19 protein-coding genes are annotated in these 21,429 nt (G+C 41.8%); 3 read left to right on the forward strand and 16 right to left on the reverse strand.

Annotated elements, in window-relative coordinates:
• Positions 1–80 precede the first annotated feature (80 nt).
• Positions 81–1,718 (reverse strand): ABC-F family ATP-binding cassette domain-containing protein, encoded by a 1,638-nt coding sequence (locus QZT69_RS04635; protein WP_294670989.1) that lies wholly within the window; start codon positions 1,716–1,718, stop codon positions 81–83.
• A gap of 118 nt (positions 1,719–1,836) precedes the next feature.
• Positions 1,837–2,118 carry a hypothetical protein gene (locus QZT69_RS04640; RefSeq protein ID WP_294670991.1) on the reverse strand — a complete coding sequence of 94 codons (282 nt, stop codon included), beginning with the start codon at positions 2,116–2,118 and terminating at the stop codon, positions 1,837–1,839.
• A gap of 140 nt (positions 2,119–2,258) precedes the next feature.
• On the opposite strand from QZT69_RS04640, the gene QZT69_RS04645 reads away from it, so the two are divergent.
• Complete coding sequence (locus tag QZT69_RS04645) at positions 2,259–2,891, forward strand: hypothetical protein (RefSeq protein WP_294670994.1); 633 nt, start codon at positions 2,259–2,261, stop codon at positions 2,889–2,891.
• 74 nt (positions 2,892–2,965) lie between these two features.
• On the opposite strand, the gene QZT69_RS04650 is transcribed toward QZT69_RS04645, so the two are convergent.
• The 9 genes from QZT69_RS04650 to QZT69_RS04690 form a co-directional block, all read right to left on the reverse strand.
• On the reverse strand, positions 2,966–4,984 hold the full coding sequence (locus tag QZT69_RS04650) for an FG-GAP-like repeat-containing protein (protein WP_294670995.1): 2,019 nt from the start codon (positions 4,982–4,984) through the stop codon (positions 2,966–2,968).
• 30 nt (positions 4,985–5,014) lie between these two features.
• Entirely contained in the window at positions 5,015–6,139 is a 1,125-nt protein-coding gene (locus QZT69_RS04655) for a hypothetical protein (RefSeq protein ID WP_294670998.1), read from the reverse strand.
• Between the two features lie 322 nt (positions 6,140–6,461).
• Entirely contained in the window at positions 6,462–8,165 is a 1,704-nt protein-coding gene (gene lysS / locus QZT69_RS04660) for a lysine--tRNA ligase (RefSeq protein WP_294671001.1), read from the reverse strand.
• 173 nt (positions 8,166–8,338) lie between these two features.
• Positions 8,339–9,214, reverse strand: coding sequence for a hypothetical protein (locus tag QZT69_RS04665; RefSeq protein ID WP_294671004.1), 876 nt, complete (start codon positions 9,212–9,214; stop codon positions 8,339–8,341).
• Positions 9,215–9,220: 6 nt separating this feature from the next.
• Positions 9,221–10,189, reverse strand: coding sequence for a pseudouridine synthase (locus QZT69_RS04670; RefSeq protein ID WP_294671007.1), 969 nt, complete (start codon positions 10,187–10,189; stop codon positions 9,221–9,223).
• A gap of 189 nt (positions 10,190–10,378) precedes the next feature.
• Positions 10,379–10,906: a hypothetical protein gene (locus QZT69_RS04675; RefSeq protein ID WP_294671010.1), complete on the reverse strand. Its 528-nt coding sequence runs from the start codon at positions 10,904–10,906 to the stop codon at positions 10,379–10,381.
• A gap of 83 nt (positions 10,907–10,989) precedes the next feature.
• Positions 10,990–11,343 carry a YraN family protein gene (locus tag QZT69_RS04680; RefSeq protein WP_294671013.1) on the reverse strand — a complete coding sequence of 118 codons (354 nt, stop codon included), beginning with the start codon at positions 11,341–11,343 and terminating at the stop codon, positions 10,990–10,992.
• A gap of 149 nt (positions 11,344–11,492) precedes the next feature.
• On the reverse strand, positions 11,493–13,199 hold the full coding sequence (locus tag QZT69_RS04685; RefSeq protein WP_294671016.1) for a toxin-antitoxin system YwqK family antitoxin: 1,707 nt from the start codon (positions 13,197–13,199) through the stop codon (positions 11,493–11,495).
• A 60-nt stretch (positions 13,200–13,259) separates the two neighbouring features.
• On the reverse strand, positions 13,260–13,910 hold the full coding sequence (locus QZT69_RS04690) for a LysE family transporter (protein ID WP_294671019.1): 651 nt from the start codon (positions 13,908–13,910) through the stop codon (positions 13,260–13,262).
• A gap of 202 nt (positions 13,911–14,112) precedes the next feature.
• Here QZT69_RS04690 and QZT69_RS04695 point away from each other — a divergent pair, with 202 nt between their 5' ends.
• Complete coding sequence (locus QZT69_RS04695; protein ID WP_294671022.1) at positions 14,113–14,472, forward strand: hypothetical protein; 360 nt, start codon at positions 14,113–14,115, stop codon at positions 14,470–14,472.
• Between the two features lie 126 nt (positions 14,473–14,598).
• Complete coding sequence (locus QZT69_RS04700) at positions 14,599–15,567, forward strand: acyltransferase (protein WP_294671027.1); 969 nt, start codon at positions 14,599–14,601, stop codon at positions 15,565–15,567.
• A 65-nt stretch (positions 15,568–15,632) separates the two neighbouring features.
• Here QZT69_RS04700 and QZT69_RS04705 read toward each other — a convergent pair whose 3' ends face one another.
• From QZT69_RS04705 to QZT69_RS04725, 5 genes are all read right to left on the reverse strand, one after another.
• Positions 15,633–16,349 (reverse strand): glycosyltransferase family 2 protein, encoded by a 717-nt coding sequence (locus tag QZT69_RS04705; protein ID WP_294671030.1) that lies wholly within the window; start codon positions 16,347–16,349, stop codon positions 15,633–15,635.
• Between the two features lie 29 nt (positions 16,350–16,378).
• Entirely contained in the window at positions 16,379–17,035 is a 657-nt protein-coding gene (locus QZT69_RS04710; RefSeq protein WP_294671033.1) for a CoA transferase subunit B, read from the reverse strand.
• Between the two features lie 5 nt (positions 17,036–17,040).
• Entirely contained in the window at positions 17,041–18,834 is a 1,794-nt protein-coding gene (locus tag QZT69_RS04715) for a hypothetical protein (RefSeq protein WP_294671035.1), read from the reverse strand.
• 122 nt (positions 18,835–18,956) lie between these two features.
• Positions 18,957–20,732 carry a hypothetical protein gene (locus tag QZT69_RS04720; RefSeq protein ID WP_294671039.1) on the reverse strand — a complete coding sequence of 592 codons (1,776 nt, stop codon included), beginning with the start codon at positions 20,730–20,732 and terminating at the stop codon, positions 18,957–18,959.
• Positions 20,733–21,428, reverse strand: a complete 696-nt coding sequence (locus QZT69_RS04725) for a CoA transferase subunit A (RefSeq protein WP_294671042.1) — start codon at positions 21,426–21,428, stop codon at positions 20,733–20,735.
• Between the last annotated feature and the right edge of the window lies 1 nt (position 21,429).

Raw genomic sequence — 21,429 nt, forward strand, 5'->3', positions numbered from 1 at the left:
ATGTAAAAATTGAAAAGTTGCGATTTGTTTCAGCCGGTCGATGCGAAACATTTACTTCTTGAATTGTCAATTTTACATTTTCAATTCTTTCTTTCAATCTCTTTTAGATTCTCCATTTTCTTGGTTGCCAGGAATCCGTTGATATCATCGAAATGGGTTTTTACCTGCTTGTTCCCGAATTCATAAACCTTGGTAACCAAACCGTCCAGGAAATCACGGTCGTGGGAAACCAAAATAAGGGTTCCGTCGAAAGCATTCAGGGCATCTTTGATGATATCCTTCGTTTTCATATCAAGGTGGTTCGTAGGCTCATCGAGAATCAGCAAATTGACTGGCTCAAGGAGTAATTTGATCAGTGCCAAACGTGTTTTTTCTCCTCCTGAGAGTACTTTAACCTTTTTGGTGGAAGAATCCCCGCCAAACATGAAAGCACCCAGGAGATCTTTTATTTTCGTGCGGATATCGCCTTCAGCAATGCGGTCGATTGTTTCAAAGATGGTTAATTCTTCGTCCAGCAAAGAAGCCTGGTTCTGCGCAAAATACCCGATTTGGACATTGTGGCCCAATTCCAGGTTACCTTCATACCCGATTTCTTTCATGATGGCCTTCACCAGCGTTGATTTTCCTTCCCCGTTCCTTCCTACAAAAGCCACTTTTTCTCCACGTTCGATCGTTACATTCACATCCCGGAATACAACATGATCGTCGTAATTCTTTTGAAGGTCTGTAATCACAACCGGGTAGGATCCGGAACGCGGGGCAGGAGGGAACTTCAAACGAAGCGCAGAATTGTCTACTTCATCCACTTCAATAATATCCAGTTTTTCCAGCATTTTTACCCGCGATTGTACCTGTAGTGTTTTGGAATAAGTTCCTTTGAAACGCTCAATGAATTCGGTTGTTTCGGCAATGAACTTTTGCTGTTCTTCGTATTGTTTTTGCTGTTGAGCTCTCCTTTCTTTGCGTAATTCCAGGTAATGGGAATACTTCGCTTTGTAATCGTAGATACGGCCCATGGTTACTTCAATGGTGCGGTTGGTAATTGCATCAACGAAAGCGCGGTCGTGGGAAATTACTACTACTGCTTTTGCACTGTTTACAAGAAAGTCTTCGAGCCATTGAATGGATTCGATATCCATGTGGTTAGTAGGCTCATCCAATAAAATCAAATCCGGTTTTTGAAGCAGGATTTTAGCCAATTCGATACGCATACGCCATCCACCGCTGAATTCAGAAGTAGGCCGGGTAAAATCTTCGCGTTCGAACCCCATTCCTTTGAGCACTTTTTCTACTTCACCGTCATAATTGATCTCTTCGATGGAGTAAAACTTCTCGCTCAGCTCGGAAACGCGTTCGATCAGCTTCATATAATCATCCGAATCATAATCCGTTCGGACTGTTAATTCCTGGTTCAATGCTTCAATCTCATCGCGCATGGCGAAAATACCTGCAAATGCTTTACTGGTTTCTTCAAAAACGGTACAATTGTCTTCTGTAAGCAAGTGCTGAGGCAAGTAAGCAATTACGGCATCTTTGGGAGCTGAAACACCGCCTTTGGTCGCTTTGTTTACTCCGGCAAGGATTTTCAATAAGGTCGATTTCCCGGCACCGTTCTTTCCCATCAATGCAATTTTATCCGTGTCATTGATGACAAAGGAAACATCACTGAACAAAACTTTCCCGCTGAATTCTACCGTTACACTGTCTACTGAGATCATAATTTCCCGATTTTGGAGGTGCAAAGGTACTGACAACTTTGGAATTGGCAGGATTGAACACATAAAAAGTAGGGGCAAAAAACTTTTTGCCCCTACTTCCTGTTAGTGTAGTAAGTTTTTATACGATAAGAATAACCGTGATGTCCACTAAAAGAGTGACAATGAATGCATTCAGAATCCATCTCATTGGAGCTACTGCTAGAAGCAAACTAAGGGTTGTCATGGTCGGAATAACTACTGCGATCAAAGACCACATATGGAGTGCGGCTCCGTAACTCATCGCGACACCGCCTAAACATCCTATAATTAATAATGTGATCGCAATTACTCCGAATCGGTATTGAGTTGCCAGATTTTCAAGTTTTATCCAGGTGCTTTGTTTTATTTCCTTCGTTTCCATAATCTTCTGATTGTATAGGACAAAGGTCCGTATGAGGAAAAAAAATTAAAATGAGCCAAATCACAAAAAAAGTTGATTTATCTCAACTTTTTGGTCTACTTGTTTATATTTGATTTAACAAATAAGAGTAAAAATTGGTTATGAAGAAGGTAAAATTGATGCTGGTGTTGGCAACAGTTGTGTTGTTGGCAGGCAATTCCCAGGCTCAAGGGTTTGGAGGAAGTGGTAGTAAGTATTTGCAGTTAGGATTAGGTTATAATCAGCATTATTCTTTGTATTCGGATTATGACCGTGCCTATAACACTTCTTACGGAGCATTTAATCTGCAAATGGAGTTTGGGATTCACAAGTACATTGGACTGGGATTTGTTGTAGGAGCTGAAGTTTCTGCAAGGACTGCCGGTTATTATTACGGAGGTGTTTACGCACCGGGGTATATCAAACCTTCCAATTCTCCTTATTGGAGTGTGGGTGTTCCGATCGGGTTTATTGCTAATTTCCACTTCTTGCAATTGATTGCAGATAAAGCAGGAAAAGGATTTGCAAATTCACTGGATGTTTACGGAGGGTTGAATATCGGCAGCGGGCCGGTTTTCAGAAATGTTCGTGATAAATACGATAATGATCCTTACTATGATTCTCATGTAGGAGCTTTGTTCTTTTTCGGACCGCATGTGGGTATTCGTTATTTCCCAAGCGAAAAAGTGGGTATTTATGCAGAAGCCGGTTACGGAAAGTCTTTAATTACCGGAGGTGTCGTTTTTAAAATGTAATTTTTTATAAAGCATAAAAAATGGGTGTCCAGGTTTAGCTGAGACACCCATTTTTTTTGGATTCAATTGTTTTATTACATCTTGATGAATGATTCGGAGTACTTTTCTCCGTTCTTCGTGTGAATGACTAAGAAATAACGCCCACTGGTCAAGCCTGTAAGAGAAATTTTCGCGTCTTTCATTTCGGTGTTCATTACACGACCGCCCAATTGAGAGTAGATCTCGATACTGCTTGCATCCAACAGATCAAAGTTCTCCACAGTTAAGTAGTCTGTTGTCGGGTTCGGATAAAGTGCAATTTTCTTTCCGTCAACTTCCAGTAAGCTTAAAGGATGAGACCCTTCTACTACAGTGATCGGTTCATTGATTGTTGGATTGTTGATCTGATCAATATGTCCGGAAGGCCATTTGATGAACATGGAATCGATAACGGTTGCAGTTCCCAAACCAAAATGTGCGTTCAGAGTGTTCATGTATCTGAAACCGTCACCGCTGCGGATATCACGGATCTGTTTTCCCCATGAACCGTAAATTTCCACACGCGCACCAATTCCATTGGAATTACTTTCAATTCCCTGAAGGTTAATAGTAATCCAGTTATTGCTGTTTTTATCACTCATATAAACCGTGTTCCCGTTTCTGATATCCAGGAATCCGTCGTTGTTCAAATCTCCTACGGCACCGTTCGTAAAGGGATAAACCATCGGGAAGAAAGTCATATCACCGTTTCCGAACATGATTTTATTCCCTCCGCCTAATACATCCGTGAAGCCGTCATTATCGAAATCAAAAGATACATGCTCGATATTCAAACTGGGATTGGTGTCCCAACCTGATCCGGCAGTCACGTCTGAGAATGTTCCGTTGCCGTTATTTTTCATTAGTTTATGAGGACCATCATCTGTGGAGCTGGCCCCAATTAAAGCATCCATCCATCCGTCGTTGTTGAAATCATTCCATGCTGAAGACCAGGTCTGGATAGGATCTGCCATATTGGAAGAGATGGAAACGTCGGTGAATACACCTGCTCCGTCATTTCTGTGCAACTCATTGATTTTTGCTGTAGAAGCACCACCACGGCATTTTGCGATGAAAAGGTCCTGGTCTCCGTCGTTATCGTAATCCATCCAGATCGAACCGTAATTCCCTCCTTCCGGGTGGTCACCTAATCCTCCCTGATGATAAGTAAGGTTCCCGCTTCCGTCGTTGATGTAGTAAACATTCGGATCGACGTCGTGGCAGGAAAAAGCATCCAGGTTTCCATCGTTATTGATGTCTACGAAGTTTGTACGCTGACAGAATACATATTCGGTACCGGAAATTTCAGTATATCCTGTTCCTGTTGCATTTGCTTTCATAAATGTTACACCTGAACCACCTCCGTAAAGCATGTCGTTGAAACCGTTCTTATCGATATCACCGATTGCCATGCTCCAGGATGGCTGGAACATCGTTGTAGAAGTCGGGATGTTATTCGTTACATAAGCTCCGCTGATTTGCTGATACAGGATTTGTACGCTGGAAGCAGAAACAGTAACGATATCATCCAGGTGGTCTCCGTTCATGTCCGTTGTTGCAAGTCCGTAATTCCCGCTGATAGCAGGGAAAGTATTTGCCGTAAAAGTAATTGGAGGCGTTGGTGGAACAACAATCGGGCTTTCTGTTAATTCAAAGCTGAATCCGCTTGCTGACCATCGGTTGTCAAAAGCAATGGTGTATGTTGTTCCGGCTGTAACATTGAAAGAAGCCAGTGATGTTAAACCGCTTCCTCCGTCATCATCCCCGGAAACACAAACAAGTGATCCGCAAGTTCCCGAGTAAACGTGGAATCGTGTATCGGCTCCCGCTGAAGCTGCTAAATCAGTTGTAATGGTAACCGTATAGTTTGCACTTGGCGTGTAAGTGTACCATTCGCCGGCCGTTACGTTCGTTAACCCGTTTAATGCGCAGGCAAGTGTCGGAGCTTCGGTTCCGTCAACAGCAGTGACGACATAAGTTCCCGCCGTGACCGGCAGGGCAGTAGCACAGGTATTTTGTGCATGGGAAAGCAAGGGCATTCCCATCAAAAGAAAAAGAGTAAAATTAATTTTCATAATTCTCGGTTTTAAGTTATCAATAGTGTATCAGTTACAGGTTTGTTTCCAGGCAATCCATTCTTCCAGGAGCTGCAGGCCTTCTTCGTGAACGATGGTCCGGCCGAGTAACGGCATACGCTCACTTGGTTCAACGGATCCAAGTCGGTAATGCATCATGGAGCGGTTTTTATCATTTGGTTTAATGATGTAAACATAGGCAGCATCAATAACTTCTTCCGGTTCTACACATAAGCCTAAGTTAATGGGATCTGATGTTTCTGAAAATGCTAAACGCATTGGTCGGTAGGAACAATGTTTGTTTTCGGCATGGCAATGCGCACAATTGATGTCTACATAGGAGCGGAACCGTTGATCTACCGACTTTGTCTGATCCATGTAATTCACAGTAGAAACAATGTTTCCGGGAAGATTATTCTGCAGATATCCGACAGCAACCAACTTTTGAAGCTGGTTTTGGGTACCATCCTCATAAGTGTAATCAATATTCAGGTTCTGAGGTTTGATCCCGATCGGAATAGGTTCGTCATTTAATTTATGACAAGTGTGACATTCCGTTTGGTTTGGAATCCGGTAAGCGGTGCTTTTTGGAACACCATTTTCAAGCCAGCTGACGTTGGTATAGCTTCCGTTCATGTCCAGATAAGCTTCTGTTTGCTCGGTATTCCAAACATAATTGGCGAAAACCCAGCCGGATGATTTACGGATCATTATACGAGTTTCGATGATCCGGGTGTTTCCTGCCGGCTGCACATTGTCATAATAGAAGGTTTTGATCAATGCCGCTCCAACCGGAAGCTCAAGTACATTATGATCACCGTTGTAAGTTGCCTGCGTTCCGTTTGGCATCCAAATGAAGCGTTTCTTATGGGCATAATCCGTGAAAAGACCGGATGCCGGTTGGTACGGAATCACTTTTTCAGCGGGTACCTGGTTTTTCATTTCACCTTCGAAAAAGCGGTAATCAGACAATTTGGTGTAGGGAACAGTGGTGAGATCCACAGAAACTCCCGTTTCTTCTTCCACCGGCGGATCAATAGGTTCCACTGTGGGTTTCTTTTTACAGGCAGGGACTGAAAAAAGCACCAAAGCCAGCGTGGCAATGGCACAAGCAGAGATTAACAGTCGGTTCCAATCAGTTCTTTTTCGGTTCATATAGCGTATTGTAGCTTTACCTTTCGGTAAGTCAGGGATAAGGTAGTATTTATTTTGAATAAATGTTCTTTCCCTGAAATAATTGTTTTGTAGGTATATAGATACAACTTTGATAAAAATAGTTGCTTTGAAAGGCGGCTTTGTGAGAATTTTGTTGATTTATCAATGTGAGAATAAATTCTTAACAAATTATTCCAGGTGTTGGAATTTAATCCTCTAACCACTTTCGGAAGTACACACCCATTTTAAGGGCGCTTACCAGAAATAAAAATCCCTGATCTACCTTAGCAAATCAGGGACTTCAATGTATTTCATTTAAGGATTATCCTACCAGGTCCACGTTCAGAATATCATCTGTTTTGGTCACTTTCAATAATCCGTGTTTTGTCAATCCTTTGATACTTGTATCCCAAGCCTTATTGCTCAGGTTAACGGATTCTTTCAAAGTAAGCAGGTTCATGCTTTTTTCGCGCTGCATGATATCGAATATCAATTGCTCGTTCTCGTTCAAAACTACTTTTACCACTTTCTCAGGGCGCATTTGCGGGAAGAACAGTACTTCCTGGATGGAAGGATTGTTTGTCAGGTACATGATCAAACGGTCCATTCCGATTCCCAACCCGGATGTTGGCGGCATACCATATTCCAAAGCACGCAGGAAATCCTGATCGATTAACCCGTTTGCTTCATCATCTCCTTTTTCGGAAAGGCGCACCTGATCTTCGAAACGCTCACGCTGATCGATCGGGTCATTCAATTCCGAATAAGCATTCGCGATTTCTTTTCCACAAACCATCAACTCGAAACGCTCGGTTAATTCCGGATTGTCGCGGTGTGTTTTGCACAATGGCGACATTTCTTTCGGATAATCTGTGATGAAAGTAGGTTGAATGTAGTTTCCTTCGCATTTTTCCCCGAAGATCTCATCGATCAATTTTCCTTTCCCCATGGTATCGTCAACAGCGATTCCCATTCCTTTAGCAGCAGCTCTCAATTCATCTTCTGATTTCCCATCGATATCGAAACCGGTGAAATCAATGATCGATTGACGCATCGTTACTCGTTTGTATGGTGCTTTGAAGCTGATTTTGTGTTCACCGAATGTACAGTCTGCCGTACCATTTACAGCTATTGCACAATGCTCCAATAAGCGCTCTGTGAAATCCATCATCCAGTTGTAATCTTTGTAAGAAACATAGATTTCCATGGCTGTGAATTCCGGATTGTGCGTTCTGTCCATTCCTTCGTTGCGGAAATTTTTGGAGAACTCGTAAACACCGTCAAACCCACCAACAATCAGCCTTTTCAGATACAATTCATTAGCGATACGCATGTATAACGGAATGTCCAAAGCATTGTGGTGCGTAATGAACGGTCGTGCGGAAGCTCCACCCGGAATTGCCTGCAAAATCGGTGTTTCAACTTCCATGTAACCGGCGTCATTGAAGAAGTTACGCATAGCGGAGAACAATTTCGTGCGTTTTACGAATACCTCTTTCACTTGCGGATTTACCACCAAATCAACATAGCGCTGACGGTAACGCAATTCCGGATCTGTAAATGCATCGTGTACATTTCCTTCGGCATCTGTTTTAGGAAGTGGAAGCGGTTTTAGGGATTTGCTCAACAACTGGAATTCTTTCACGTTTACGGAAACTTCTCCTACTTGTGTTTTGAAGACTTCTCCTTTGATCCCTATGAAATCACCCAGGTCAAGCCATTTTTTGAACAAGTCGTTGTAAAGCATTTTATCTTCTCCCGGACAGATCTCGTCGCGGTTGAAATACACCTGGATTCTTCCTTCAGAGTCCTGCAATTCAGCAAAAGAAGCCTTTCCCATTACACGCTGGCTCATCATTCTTCCGGCTAAACATACCGTTTTTCCTTCTTCAAAATTGTTCTTGATAGAAGCCGAATAATCGGTTACCGGGTAAAGTGCTGCAGGATAAGGATCAATCCCCGCATCGCGCAAGTGCTGCAGCGTTTGTCGCCGCTGGATTTCTTGTTCTGATAATTCTTGTGACATTACTTTAGATATTAGGACGTTCAGATTTTAGGACATCAGGACTTAAAACCGAAAGTCTATAAATTTTATTTGTTAGTATTTATTTTGTTTTTTCAAAGAGTTCAAAGAGTTCAAAGAGTTCAAAGAGTTCAATTGATTTTAACTTTTGAACATTTGATCTTTTTGAACTCGTGCTACCAATGCGGACAGCTGTCACACCCGTTCTTGGTTTTGATGTAGAACATCAGGCCCAAAGATACATTGTAGGAAGCTAATCCGAAAGCTTGTTTTGCACGCTGGTTACGGTCATTCGCACGGGTTTTAACTCCCGGAAGATGTGCAAAAGCCAATCCTCCTTCGGCCTGAATGAACACGTGTTTGAAAAATTCCAAACGTGCGCTTGCATTTGCACCGATCCCGTAACCGGAAAGAGCTGTTGAGCGATTCGACTGCTGATTTGCAAACCAGAAGTTGGTGGTCGTTAACATCGGGCCGATATTCAACCCCACATTCCCCGTAATCGCAAATTGTCTTCTGTCACCCAATTCAAGCAGGTCGAACGAACGCATCAATTCGATTCTCAGGTAGTTCAATCCCCCCGAATGCTCATAATGCAGCTGACGTGGATCCACTAAAACACTTTCCTGGGTATAATTCCCTTCCCACAAAGAATCAGCTCCGATATCAAAATGACCATCCAAAGTGACTTCCTTGTCATGGGCCATCACGTAATTGAAATGGTCAACACCAACAGACAGGGCCCATTTTTCCGTGAAATAATACCCGATCCGGAAATTGTACTGCGGAATGGTCATATTCATGGGATTCAAATACAGGTTTGCTCCGAATTTCGGCTGTCTGTCTGTCGCTCTCACACCACTGAGTTTGAAATCGTAATTAGACCCGATGAAATGGATTGTCGACGGAGTGTACGCAGTTCGATTATAGCCCCAATAGAAGAAAAGGGTACCTGCATTGGTACTTCTCTTCCGTTGATGTTTGCGGATCTGCGCATCAGCCGGGGTTGCAATCACTGCTAAAAGAACTAGGAATAACAGCTTTCTGTGCATGTTGATTTATTTAGTCATTTTAAGGAAGCTTACTTCTTTCTCTGTTAAATGGCGGTAATAACCTCTTGGCAAATCTTTCTTCGTTAAGCTTGCGAATTGAACACGATCCAGTTTCACAACTTCATATCCCAGTTTCTCAAACATACGGCGTACAATGCGGTTTTTCCCGGAGTGGATCTCTATTCCTACTTCACGGGCAGATTTTCCGTCCGTAACGTATTCTGCCTTATCAGCCTTGATACGTCCGTCTTCCAGTTCGATTCCGCGCATCAACAATTCCAAATGTTCTTTTTGAACCGGCTTATCCGTTTCAACGTGGTAAATCTTCGTTGCTTCATAACGTGGGTGAGTCAGCTTTTTCGCCATATCACCGTCATTGGTAAACAACAGCAAACCGGTTGTGTCGCGGTCCAAACGCCCTACGGGATAAATGCGCTCTTTACAAGCGTTGATTACCAATCCCATCACGGTTTTTCTTCCAAGCGGATCATCCATGGTAGTAATGAAGCCTTTCGGTTTGTTCAAAAGCACGTAACGCTTCGTTTCAGCGTTGATGGTTTCACCATCGTACTGAACTTTATCGCCCTTCTTGATCTTGTACCCCAATTCGGTAATGATCTCACCGTTTACGGAAACCACGCCGGTCTGGATCAATACATCTGCTTCTCTGCGGGAGCAAACCCCGGCATTCGACAAATATTTGTTCAAACGAACATCGTCTTCATTGAAAGTAGGCAATGGATCACCTTTGCGAACTTTCGGTTTAAAATACGGTTTTGAAGATCCTTCAGCACTTTGCGGTCTTGGTCTTGGAGAGCTGCTTTTCGGAGCGTCTGATTTCTCTGTTCTTGGAGCAGGTCTTCCGCCTTTTACAGCTGGTTTCCCTGTTCTGGAAGTAGGTTTGGAGCCGGTTGGCTTAGATCCTCTTCCTGTTGTTGTACGGCCTTTCCCAGTACCTGTTTTTCTTGTGTTCATCACGAGCAGAATTTAATGTTTACTATCGCAGTAGACGGCAACATCGCTTGTGCTAAAGCTTCAGCGACGGCACAAAGATAAGACGTTTCGGTCAATTTTGTTACATCACTGGAAATCAACTTATTTAATTGAGAGTTGAAAATGGGATAATTGAAAAGGATTTAGACTTTCCGAAGATTGAATGTTTTGTCAATTGGTTTTTATTTCATGAGCTATAAAAAGGTTTTCCAACAGCGCAAAGTCTTCTTCTACAAAACTCAAGTCCCCTAACTTTTTAATGGTGTTGCTATTATAGCATTCAAAGCAGATTTCCAGATATGCTAACAGTTTTTGGTCTTTATCAAAAAATAGGATTCCATTTCTTGGTTGATAACATGCTCCAATTATTCGTTCATTGTTTTTGGTACTTGCTAATAGTACTTGAAAGAAATCTTCTTTGTTTTTTGCGATTTGTCTGCATGTAATTTTGGAAAAATCAACTTCCCGGGATTTAATGGCTCCACCCAGATAGCATCTTTCTGTTAGTTTCATTTCGTCAGAATCGTCAACATAAACTGAATCCATATAGCAAGTAAGACCTAATTCACACAATTCAATATGATCAACTTGCTGTAAAAATTGTGTCAGATGCAGTGAATCTTCTTCAAAGTAATCATCATCTTGTGAGAAGGATACGGAACCGCAAAAAAAAAGTGTAAACAGAAGTATTGATTTCATAGTTCTTTTCGGTTGAGATTCAGAAACCCAATTTTTCCATAAATATCTTTGCGTTCTTTCATTCTTTGCGGTAAAATTTTCAATCACGTCGAAAATGCATCCTCAATATGTTCCAGTTTCGTGCGAAACTGATTGTGAACGATTGAAATAATGTCGAAACGTACTTCGTTGGGTAGATCCCTTGATTGAATGTATTCGTTGGCGCAAAAGATGATCTGACGCTGTTTCTTCCGGGTAACTGCCATCCACGGTTCACCGATTTCAGCTGTTTGCCGGGTTTTTACCTCAACGACTACTATTTTTTCATCTTTTTCGGCAATGATATCAATCTCAAACTTTAAATACCGGTAATTGGTTTTACGAATAACATATCCGTTTTTGAGAAGGAATTTTTGAGCCATCTGCTCCCCGAAAATGCCTAATTCCTGGTCTGTCATGAGCCTTTTCTTCTTTAATTTAAGAAAAAAGATGACATGTTACAACTATTCAAAAGTTCCGATAGCTATCGGAATCAAAAAAGTTCAAAAAAGTTCAAAAAAAGGAAATTCTTTTAAACACTTTAAACTTTTGAACCCATTGAACAGCTTTAACGTGTCTTAAACTCAATGCTACTTCCTCCGGCTCCTTTGATGACTTGCTGCCCGAACTCAAATTCCAGTTCTTTAACTACTTTCCCGCGCTTGTCGTAGATTTTCATCTTCCCGTGCTTCAAACCGTTTTTGTATTCGGTTTCCGAAACCGGGTTTCCTCTGCGGTCCAGTTCAATTGATTTTCCTTCCAGTAATCCGTTCTTATAAGTCGTAGTATTACTTGGAATATGCCCGCCGGGCCAGTAGGTATACCAAACTCCATCCTTTTCACCGTTCTTGTAATCTCCTTCTTCGGTTTTTTTATAATCCTTTTGAGAGAACGAAACGGAATGGCCGTCTTTGATGCTTTCTTTCACATCGTAATCCTTCAATGGGCCATTCGGGATTTTGGATTTCTTCGTGATGACTTTGTAATTGAATATGTCCTTTGGTTTTCCGTTTTCGAAGAAACTGGTCCATTCACCTGTTTTCTCGCCTTCTTTGTAATTCCCGAAAATGTTTGGTTTTCCGGTTGGAAAGTAAGATTCCCACTTTCCATGAAGCAAGCCGTTCTTGAAAGTCGCGATGTTTTTTTCTTTCCCGTTTTCCCAATAGTTGACCCAGGTTCCTTCCTCTTTGTCGTTGACATATTTCCCCGACATCAGCAGCTGTCCGTTTTCATACCAGGTTTCCCACAATCCTTGTTTTTGGTCGTCTACATACGGTGAACTTTTAAACTTGCTTCCGTCTTTGTAGAAGTACTGCCAGGTCCCTGTTTTTTTATCGTGGTCGTATTCCGCGTAATTGCGTAATTCTCCGGTCGGGTACCAATAGGTCCATTTTCCGTTCTGCTGCCCTTTGTCGAAAGAACCTTCCATATCCTTGGTTCCTTTTTTGGTGTACCAGGTCCACAAACCGGATTTTTCGCCCTTCTTATAAGCTCCTTCTACATTTACCTGTTCGTTGTCGTAAAAGTATTTGTACTCGCCATCCAGTTTTCCATCAACGTAGTTGCTGATTTTTTCTTTTTTGCCGGTGTAATAGAAGAAATTCCAGGTGCTGTCTTTTTGCCCGTTCCTGAATTTTCCGCTGATTAACAAATATCCGTAAATGGAAACCTCCTCGAAAGGACCGTCTTTCAGTCCGTTCTTGTAGTTGTACCATTCTTTTTCCATTCCGGTGTCGTAGAATGTAAGGTATTCACCGTTTCCATCTTTTATTTTTTGGGTGTGGAGGCTATCCGGCATCCAGAATTCGCGCAGGTAAGTGGTTGTATCGATAATTTCTTCTACTTGCTTTTTCTGTCCGGTCAGGTAATAATATTCCCAGATTCCGGCAGGTATTCCGAATTTGTAGTTCCCCTGAACAGTTAACTTCCCCAATTCGTTCCATTCACGGAAAACACTGTCCTGTTCTCCCATTTTGAAGTAACCTTCCTGTTTGTTTTTTCCGTTCGGGTGGAATGAGATCACTCGTCCGTTCAATTTACCTCTGTAATAATTGCGTTCCTCACTTACTCCTCCGAAACGGTCATAATAAAGCCATTTTCCGTGTTTGTCCCTGGTCTCACCTAACGGATCTTTGTAATAGCTTCCTACGGATTCCAGTTGCGTTTGTTGAAAATCATAATAGTTTTTCTCCTTTGGAGTAAGGTTTTCTTTGTTTATAACCTGACCCATTACCGATAAGGAGCATAAAGAAAATAGGAAACAAACGAATTTCATGGAATAATTTGAATGAGTTTTTAATCTAATAATTACGAATAGTATGAAATGTTACATCGCTTACTTATCAAGAAAACCTTTAATTACTAATAATATGCCGGTCCCGATGATGATCAGACCAATCAGGCGGTTTAGTCCCGTCAATACGTTGTCAGTAATGAAAGGTCTTAGCTTTTTTGCGCCGATAATCTTCAACAGATCCACAGAAAAGAAAGTAACCATGATAATCAGGATGTACCAGTAGGTGCTTTCGTCAATGGCGTTATCCGCGCTTTTTTTTCCGTCTGCTCCAAGTGCAATTACAGTAATCCAGTAAAAGATCACACCCGGATTGGCAAAATTCAGCAGGAATCCCTTAAGTCCCAGCAGGATGAGGTCTTTTGTTTGATTATTCAGCTGCTTATCGGCTTCTTTTTTATCTTCTTTGGGTTTCTTTAAAAGTGTTACCAATCCGAAGATGATCAGGATAACGCCGCCGACAATGGAAATAATGTTCCCGTATTCCCCGGAAGTAATTTTGGTAACCTGTGCATAAAATACCAGGGCAATGAGAATATAAATGAGGTCTGAAAGCAGGACACCAAGGTCAAATGCAATAGCCGCACGAACTCCTTTTCGGATACTCGTCTCAAGGAGCAGAAAGAATACAGGCCCGATCATTATACTGAGTATAAATCCGGTTATAATTCCTTTGATTAAAATATCTAGCAAAAGTTCGGTTTTTCTGTTTTTACAAATATAGTCATTCGTTCTACGTGTGAGCGGTAATTCTAAAAGAAAGCAGGATTGGGTCGAAATTCAATGATTTTGTAAAAAAACACCGCAGATGTTATTTTTACTGCTAATAAGTCATTACATTTGCATGTCTTGAAAGTTGTGATAAAGTAGTTACAACCTTGAAAATAAGTGAAGTATGAAAACGGCCATTGCCAATAAGAAATTAGAAACAATTATTTCCAAAGTGGAAAAAGAGGGGATTGCCTACAAAGGTCTTGTGGATGATTTGAAAGAATTGCGTGAACAAGCTTTGAAAGAACAAGATCCGTTGGTGGTGAAAGTTTTACGTTTATCATACGAATTTCTGCTGGACAGAAATGCATTTGACGTTCAGGCTCAGTATGAAGAAGATGAAGAAGGAAATGAGTATCCTTTGGAGATCGAAGACCAGGAGAACTTCCTGTATTTACTGAATTTGTTGAAAAATGCCGAGCACAAAATCAACAGGGAAGAAATCAAAGATTACCGTACAGCATTGAAACAGGAGTTGTACTAAAATCGATACAAATACGTTTTAAACCCTGACTTGCATAAGCAACGTCAGGGTTTTTGTTGTTTTGGAAATTCTCAATGATTTAATTCGCAACGGTATTTAAAACGAAACAGGTATTTTAGCGGGACTTTGGAAAAAGGGAAGAACTATTTGGGACACATTGAATCATTGCGTGCGCTGGCTGCATTGATCGTACTGATTTTTCATTTTATTTCGTTTTCAGATGCAAAAGAATACCTGGTAAAAAATGAACTGATCCGTAAGCTTTCCGAATTCGGGGCACAGGGAGTTGAACTGTTCTACATTATTTCCGGGTTCGTTATTTATTATTCGCTGACAAGAGATAACTCTTTCGGTATTCAACAGTACCCCAACTATCTTCTAAAGCGATTTCTACGCATTTTTCCGCCTTTTTTAGGCGTCATCGTTCTGATTTGCATTACTCCTCTTGTTTTTGGATGGCCTTTCCCGTATTCCGCAAAACAGCTGCTTGAGAATGCAACACTTTCGGTAGACCTGTTCAAGGATACGCAATGGATAAATCCGATTTTTGTGACTTTGAAGGTGGAGTTCCTGTTTTACCTGGTAATTGGGCTGTTGGTAATTCCATTGAACAGAACCGCCCTGAGTTATGTATTGATAACATTTTCGGCTTTGATAGCAGCTTGTTATTTCTACTCGATCGATTTGATCCACAATGTGCCTTTTTTTCTCATCGGAATTGCTTGTTCGGAAATCTATCGATCACGCAATGTGGTCCTGAATTATCTTTTAATAGGTGCCTGTTTTATTTTCCTGTATGTGATGTTCCCGATAGAGGATACGATGATTGCTTTGATTGGAGTTGTCTTTTTGCTTTGGATTGCAATTAAAAGCAAGTGGCTGGAAGCAATCGGGCGTTTCTCGTACTCACTTTACCTGACTCATGGATTTTCGGGTGGATTATTCCTGAGTTATTGCATCAATCAACCGCATGTAGACTGGAATCCATGGGTGTATTTTACAGTGGCTGTCTTCGGGGCAATCTTTTTTGCATACTGTTATTATCGGGTTATCGAAAAGCGATCGATACGCTGGTCGAAGGAAATCAATTATTAATTCTGAAATTATCAATTATCAAGGAGATTCACGTTCTTGATAATTTCTCCATTCATAATTGATAATTAGTTCGTGAAGCGGTACTTAACAATGCAGTAAATTGCTCTGAATCCGTCTTTCCAGCCGATTTTCTTGCCTTCCTCGTATGTTCTTCCATAGTAGGAAATGCCCACTTCATAAATACGGATTCCTTTTCGTTTTGCCAGTTTTGCAGTGATTTCAGGCTCAATTCCGAAGCGGTTTTCTTTGATTTTGATATCTTTCGCTATCGAAGCACGAATCAGCTTGTAACATGTTTCCATGTCCGTTAGATTCAGGTTCGTCATCATGTTGGAAAGTCCCGTAAGGAATTTATTTCCTTTGGAATGCCAGTAAAAGAGAATGCGGTGAGGCTGGTGACCCATAAAACGGGATCCGTAAACCACATCTGCATTATCCATGTAAACAGGTTTCAAGAGCAGGTTGTATTCTTCCGGATCGTATTCCAGGTCGGCATCCTGGATGATAATATATTCTCCTGTTGCTTCCTGGATAGCACGATTGATGGCCGCTCCTTTTCCCTGATTATACGGTTGGGAAAACAGGCGGATGTCCATTTCCGGGTTTGCTGCCATATAGGCCTCAATGCGTTCTACTGTGTTATCTTTTGAACAATCATTTACGATTACCAATTCTTTGTGAACGTCGTTTTCCAATTGTACCTTTTTGATCTTGTCCAAAATCAGGTGAATGGTCGGGCCTTCGTTGTATGCCGGTATAAGAATGGATAATTTTTGAATCATGTTTGGATAACGTAAAAATGGGAATTTTATTAGATGTTCATTTCAGGCACAAAATCCGGCACTACCAGATCTCCTTCTGTTTTGGAAACGATTTCTTCCACACTTACTCCCGGAGCACGTTCAATGAGGTGGAATTTATTGTCTTTGATCTCTAATACTGCCAGTTCGGTTACAACTTTCTTTACACAGCCAACTCCGGTCAAAGGCAGCGTACAGGCTTTCAGTATTTTTGATTCACCGGCTTTATTGGAATGCATCATTGCTACGATGATATTCTCAGCAGAAGCAACCAAATCCATTGCCCCTCCCATTCCTTTCACCATTTTTCCGGGAATTTTCCAGTTAGCGATGTCTCCGTTTTGAGAAACTTCCATGGCCCCAAGGACTGTTAACTGTACGTGCTGACCACGGATCATAGCAAAAGAAGTAGCAGAATCGAAAATAGATGCTCCCGGACGAAGTGTAACGGTTTGTTTTCCGGCGTTGATCAAGTCCGGATCTTCTTCCCCTTCAAAAGGAAAAGGACCCATTCCAAGAATACCGTTTTCCGACTGGAATTCTACTTCGATGCCTTCAGGAATGTAATTTGCGACCAATGTAGGGATACCAATTCCCAAATTCACATACCAGCCATCTTGCAGTTCCTGTGCAATTCGTTTTGCTATTCCGTTTTTATCTAGTGCCATGTGCTTTATTTTAACTCAATAATCTGAATAGTCGGACGTGTCAGCTTGAAATGCTTTCTTTCCGGGTTCCAAATATAAATAATCAATCGGGATTCTTCGTTGACAAAATGCTTTGCGGAATAAGGATAGTTCAATTTGAATTGCTGCACATTCTCTCCGTAATACCAGCGAAGGTTTTGATAATCGTACCTCAAATGAGCTCCTGCCTTATCATCGGTGGCAACTACCATGTTGAAATCATTCAGGTGCTTGTCCGTTTTCAAATCACCTTTTAGGCTGATCCGGATAGTTTTGTTCCGCCATTCCGGACGTATCGGGCCATCGTAGAAGAGGATAAATTCCTCATCGGATTGTTTTGTTTTTCCAACGGAATCAAACAAATGAACCTGTTTGAACGGGGTTTTCCGTTTCAAAGCAATATAAGTGCTTGCCGGATCTTCGGCCACAATTTTATAAGCCCTGGTGTCGTCTTTGGGAAATAACCACGTTGTTTTGGTAAGTATCAGATCACTTTCCGGAAGAAAATCCTTTTGCAGGGTACCGATGTGTTTTACCTTCCGGTTTGGATTTGTGCGTTCGAAGTAAGCATAGGTCAGCTGCTGGATCGGGTAGATGCTTACCGTTTCATGCGGTTTTAGATCTTTTGTTGCAGCTTCGTAGAATGCCTTGCTCATGCGGTCATCCGGGGAGAAAACCGATGTATTTAAATTTAATTTTGCGATAAAACTTACGGGAAAGAATAACAGCACTACCAAAAAGTACTTGGAGATTCGATTTCGAGCAAATAACGCAGTCAGGGCCAAAATGCTCAGCGGGATCAGGTACATGGCAGCGCGGTCTTCCGGGTAATTTACCTGCATGACTTTTGCCAGGAAAAGAATGGCAAAAATGTTTCCTGCAATCAGCATACACAGCCAGAATGAGGTACTTGTGAGGAATTGCAGCCAGGATTCTTTTTTCCATTGCAGGAATAAAAGCACTACACCCGTGAAGCCAATTATCAGGTAAGCAATACGCAGCCAGTTTGCATCGTAGAATAAAATATAGCGTGAAAGGGTTTTTCCGGTAACCCACCAAAGTCCGTCAAGACTCCCGTAATAAAGTGCTCCGGCTTCCTTTAATTCGAAGCTGAATTCGATAAGCGGAATCAGTGCAAAGCCGAATACGATGAGCAAAAAAGCGTGGAACATCAGCGCTTTGATCCCGATTTTCCTGGCGTAAAGCAAAGTAGTAAAAACAATATAAGCACTGATGATCAAACTGGTGATCAGGTAAGTCAAATTCGAGAGAACTGCTAAGTAGAGGAACAAAAGGAGCAGGATCAAATGACCGGTATGTTGCGCTTTTAACCACAGCGACAATTGCAGGAGTGCTGCCATGAAAAATCCGATTGCGAGTCCATATCCTCTTGTGTAACTGAAATAATCAAAGATCCAGGGAATCGTATTCAACGCTACGAAACAAAATTCACCCCAGATACCCAGGTTCAGGTTGCGGGTAAGTTTCCGGCTCGACCAAAAATAAAGGCAAAAACACAGGATTGCAGGAACACGGAATAAAAAGAAATGTTCGCCGAACCAGCGGTAAGAAAGATTTCCGAGCCAGCTGTTGAACAAGTGGTTATTGGCATCCATCAACGAACGTCCGCCGTGGATTTCTCCTGTTTCGATGTAATGAAAATAAGTTGCTACTTCATCGTGGATAGGTTCCACAATCCAGGCTCTTAAAATAGCATATATCAATAAACCCAAAAATAGGATCCACGTAATGAGTTGTGTTTTGGAGTTTCTTTGAATCAAAATAGTCCTGTTTTTTCGTTTGGATTCATGCAAATGTAAAATGATTTCGGTTGCAATCAACAAATAGCTGCACTAATCCCGGATATCCGCGACCAGATCAAAAGCTTTCGCTTTTTCTTATCTCACTTTTTGGTTACGGCAAGGATTTTAATGTGAATCCCCGAAAGATTTACCCGATTGTGATCATCGTTGTAAAAACGGATGTGAAGGATTCGATCTTCAGGCAAAATAAGTAAGGGATGATTGGGGTAGTGGAATTGATAACCTGTTTTTCTTCCGAAATACCAGTTAAAGCGGGTGTTATCTGTTCTCCGGAGTTCTCCTTTTAGGGATTCTGCTTCATGTCGGAGATTCAGGTCCAGGCAGTATTTATCTAATCGGACATTTCCATCTACTATCGTTTGAACCAGTCTGCCGGAGAAGGAACTCAGGTCAAGATCCAAAACGGGAATTACGGCATTGCTGCTTTTTATGGCCGGAATCATTGTGTCCAAGATCACTTGTTTTTCAGAGAAGGTATTCCTTTTGTACAAACGTGTTCCACTTACCGGATCTTGCAATATGCAGGAATAATCGGGCCAGTTCAATGCTTCAACCCAGGAAATATGATAATCTCCCCTGCTAAGTGAATCTTCGGCTAAATAATCTGTTGCAACATGTGGGATTTTTTCTTTGCGAGTCAGGTATGCGTAGCTGGCTTGTGAAACATAATCAGCAGAAATACAGGCGTCGGATGGAACTTTGCGAAGGATTTCCCGGTAAAAATTTCTGTGAATACGGTCTTCCGGAGAAAAAACGGAGCTGTCTAAATTCATGTTGAGAACGAAGGATGCCGGAAACCAAAGGAACCCCAGTAGTGCCCAACGGAGTATTTCAGAGTTTTGAACGCTGTATCCGACCGAAAGAATGAACAAGGGAACCAGGTACATTCCCACACGATCCATGGGGTAATTGACATCCAGCATTTTTGAACTGACCCAGATGCCGAAAAGAGTGAGAACAAACAGAACTGGAATCCACCAGGAAGGATCGAGCAGTAAATTTTTGAGCCCCGAATTTTTCCAACGTCTACGGAGTGTTACTGCGCTAAGGGCAATCCCAAAAACCATTAAATACTTGAATACCTCGCTTTCGGAGAAGAATACATTCTTACTGATCGATTTTCCGGTTACTTCCCAAAGACCTTCTTTGCTTCCCCACCAAAGTGCTCCGGCTTTCTTCAATTTGTTAATATAAATGTAAACCGGGACCAGGAAGGTCATGAAGCACAAAGTCGTTATCCAAAATCCTACAAGTTGGCGGACGGTGAACTGCTTCACGTGAATTATGGAAACAAAGATGAGGTAGAATAAAAGAATGACCAATGGAATCAGTAAACTCAGGTTGGAAAGCAATGTTGCTGCGAAAAAGAAAATAACCGCTATGTATAAATGCGCCTTTTTAGTTTCAAACCAGCGTTGAATGAGGTAAAAAGCGAGAACCAGGAAGGCGAGCGAAGGACCATATCCGCGGGAAAATGAAAAATAATCAAAGATCCAGTGTACGGAAATGAGTGCCAGGAAGATGAAGATTGAAAAAGGACTTTTGGTTTTTGACAGCAATTTTCTACCCGCAAAAAAATAAATGGGGAAGGTGAGCACTGAAAACAAGCGGTAAACGAAGAAATGGTCTCCGAACAAACGAAAGCATTGATGTGAGATCAATGAATTCAAGATGTGGTTATTGGCATCCATGGTTGCTCCTCTGCCGGGCAGATAACCGGTTTGGATATACCAGTAAAGTGTGGCTAGCTCATCAAAAAGCGGTTCGACGAAAAGCGCTCTTAAGACGGCATAAGTCATCAGAAAAAGAAAAAGTGGCCAAATCAGCCACTTATTATCTAATCGAAAGAATGTCATTTATTTTTGGCGAACAGTTCGCTGCTCAATGCGTTTTTCAAATTTTTCTCCCTGGAAAATGCGCTGCACAAAAATTCCCGGCGTATGAATGAAATTCGGGTCCAGTTCTCCTGCAGGAACTAATTCTTCCACTTCGGCAATCGTGATTTTTCCGGCCATGGCCATCATCGGATTGAAATTGCGTGCAGTAGCTTTGTAGATGAGGTTCCCTTCGGTATCACCTTTCCAAGCTTTTACGATCGCAAAATCAGCGGTTAAAGCACTTTCCAGGATGTGTGGCTTGCCATTGAAAACGCGCACTTCTTTTCCTTCGGCAACTTCTGTTCCATAACCTGCCGGTGTAAAGAACATCGGGATTCCCGCTCCTCCTGCTCTGCAGCGTTCAGCCAAAGAACCTTGTGGGATCAGGTCAACTTCCAGTTCACCGGATAGCATTTGACGCTCGAATTCTTCGTTTTCTCCCACATAGGAAGAGATCATTTTTTTGACCTGCTTGTTTTGAAGCAACAAACCCAGACCAAAATCATCCACCCCTGCGTTGTTTGAAATACATGTCAACCCCTTAGTTCCCTTTTTCACCAATTGTGCAATGGAATTTTCGGGGATTCCACATAATCCGAATCCGCCAACCATCAGGGTCATATTATCTTCAATGCCATTTAAGGCTTCTTCTACGTTCTTTACAACTTTATTCATG

This window comes from uncultured Fluviicola sp. (assembly GCF_902168135.1).
Taxonomy (GTDB): Bacteria; Bacteroidota; Bacteroidia; order Flavobacteriales_D; family Crocinitomicaceae; genus Fluviicola.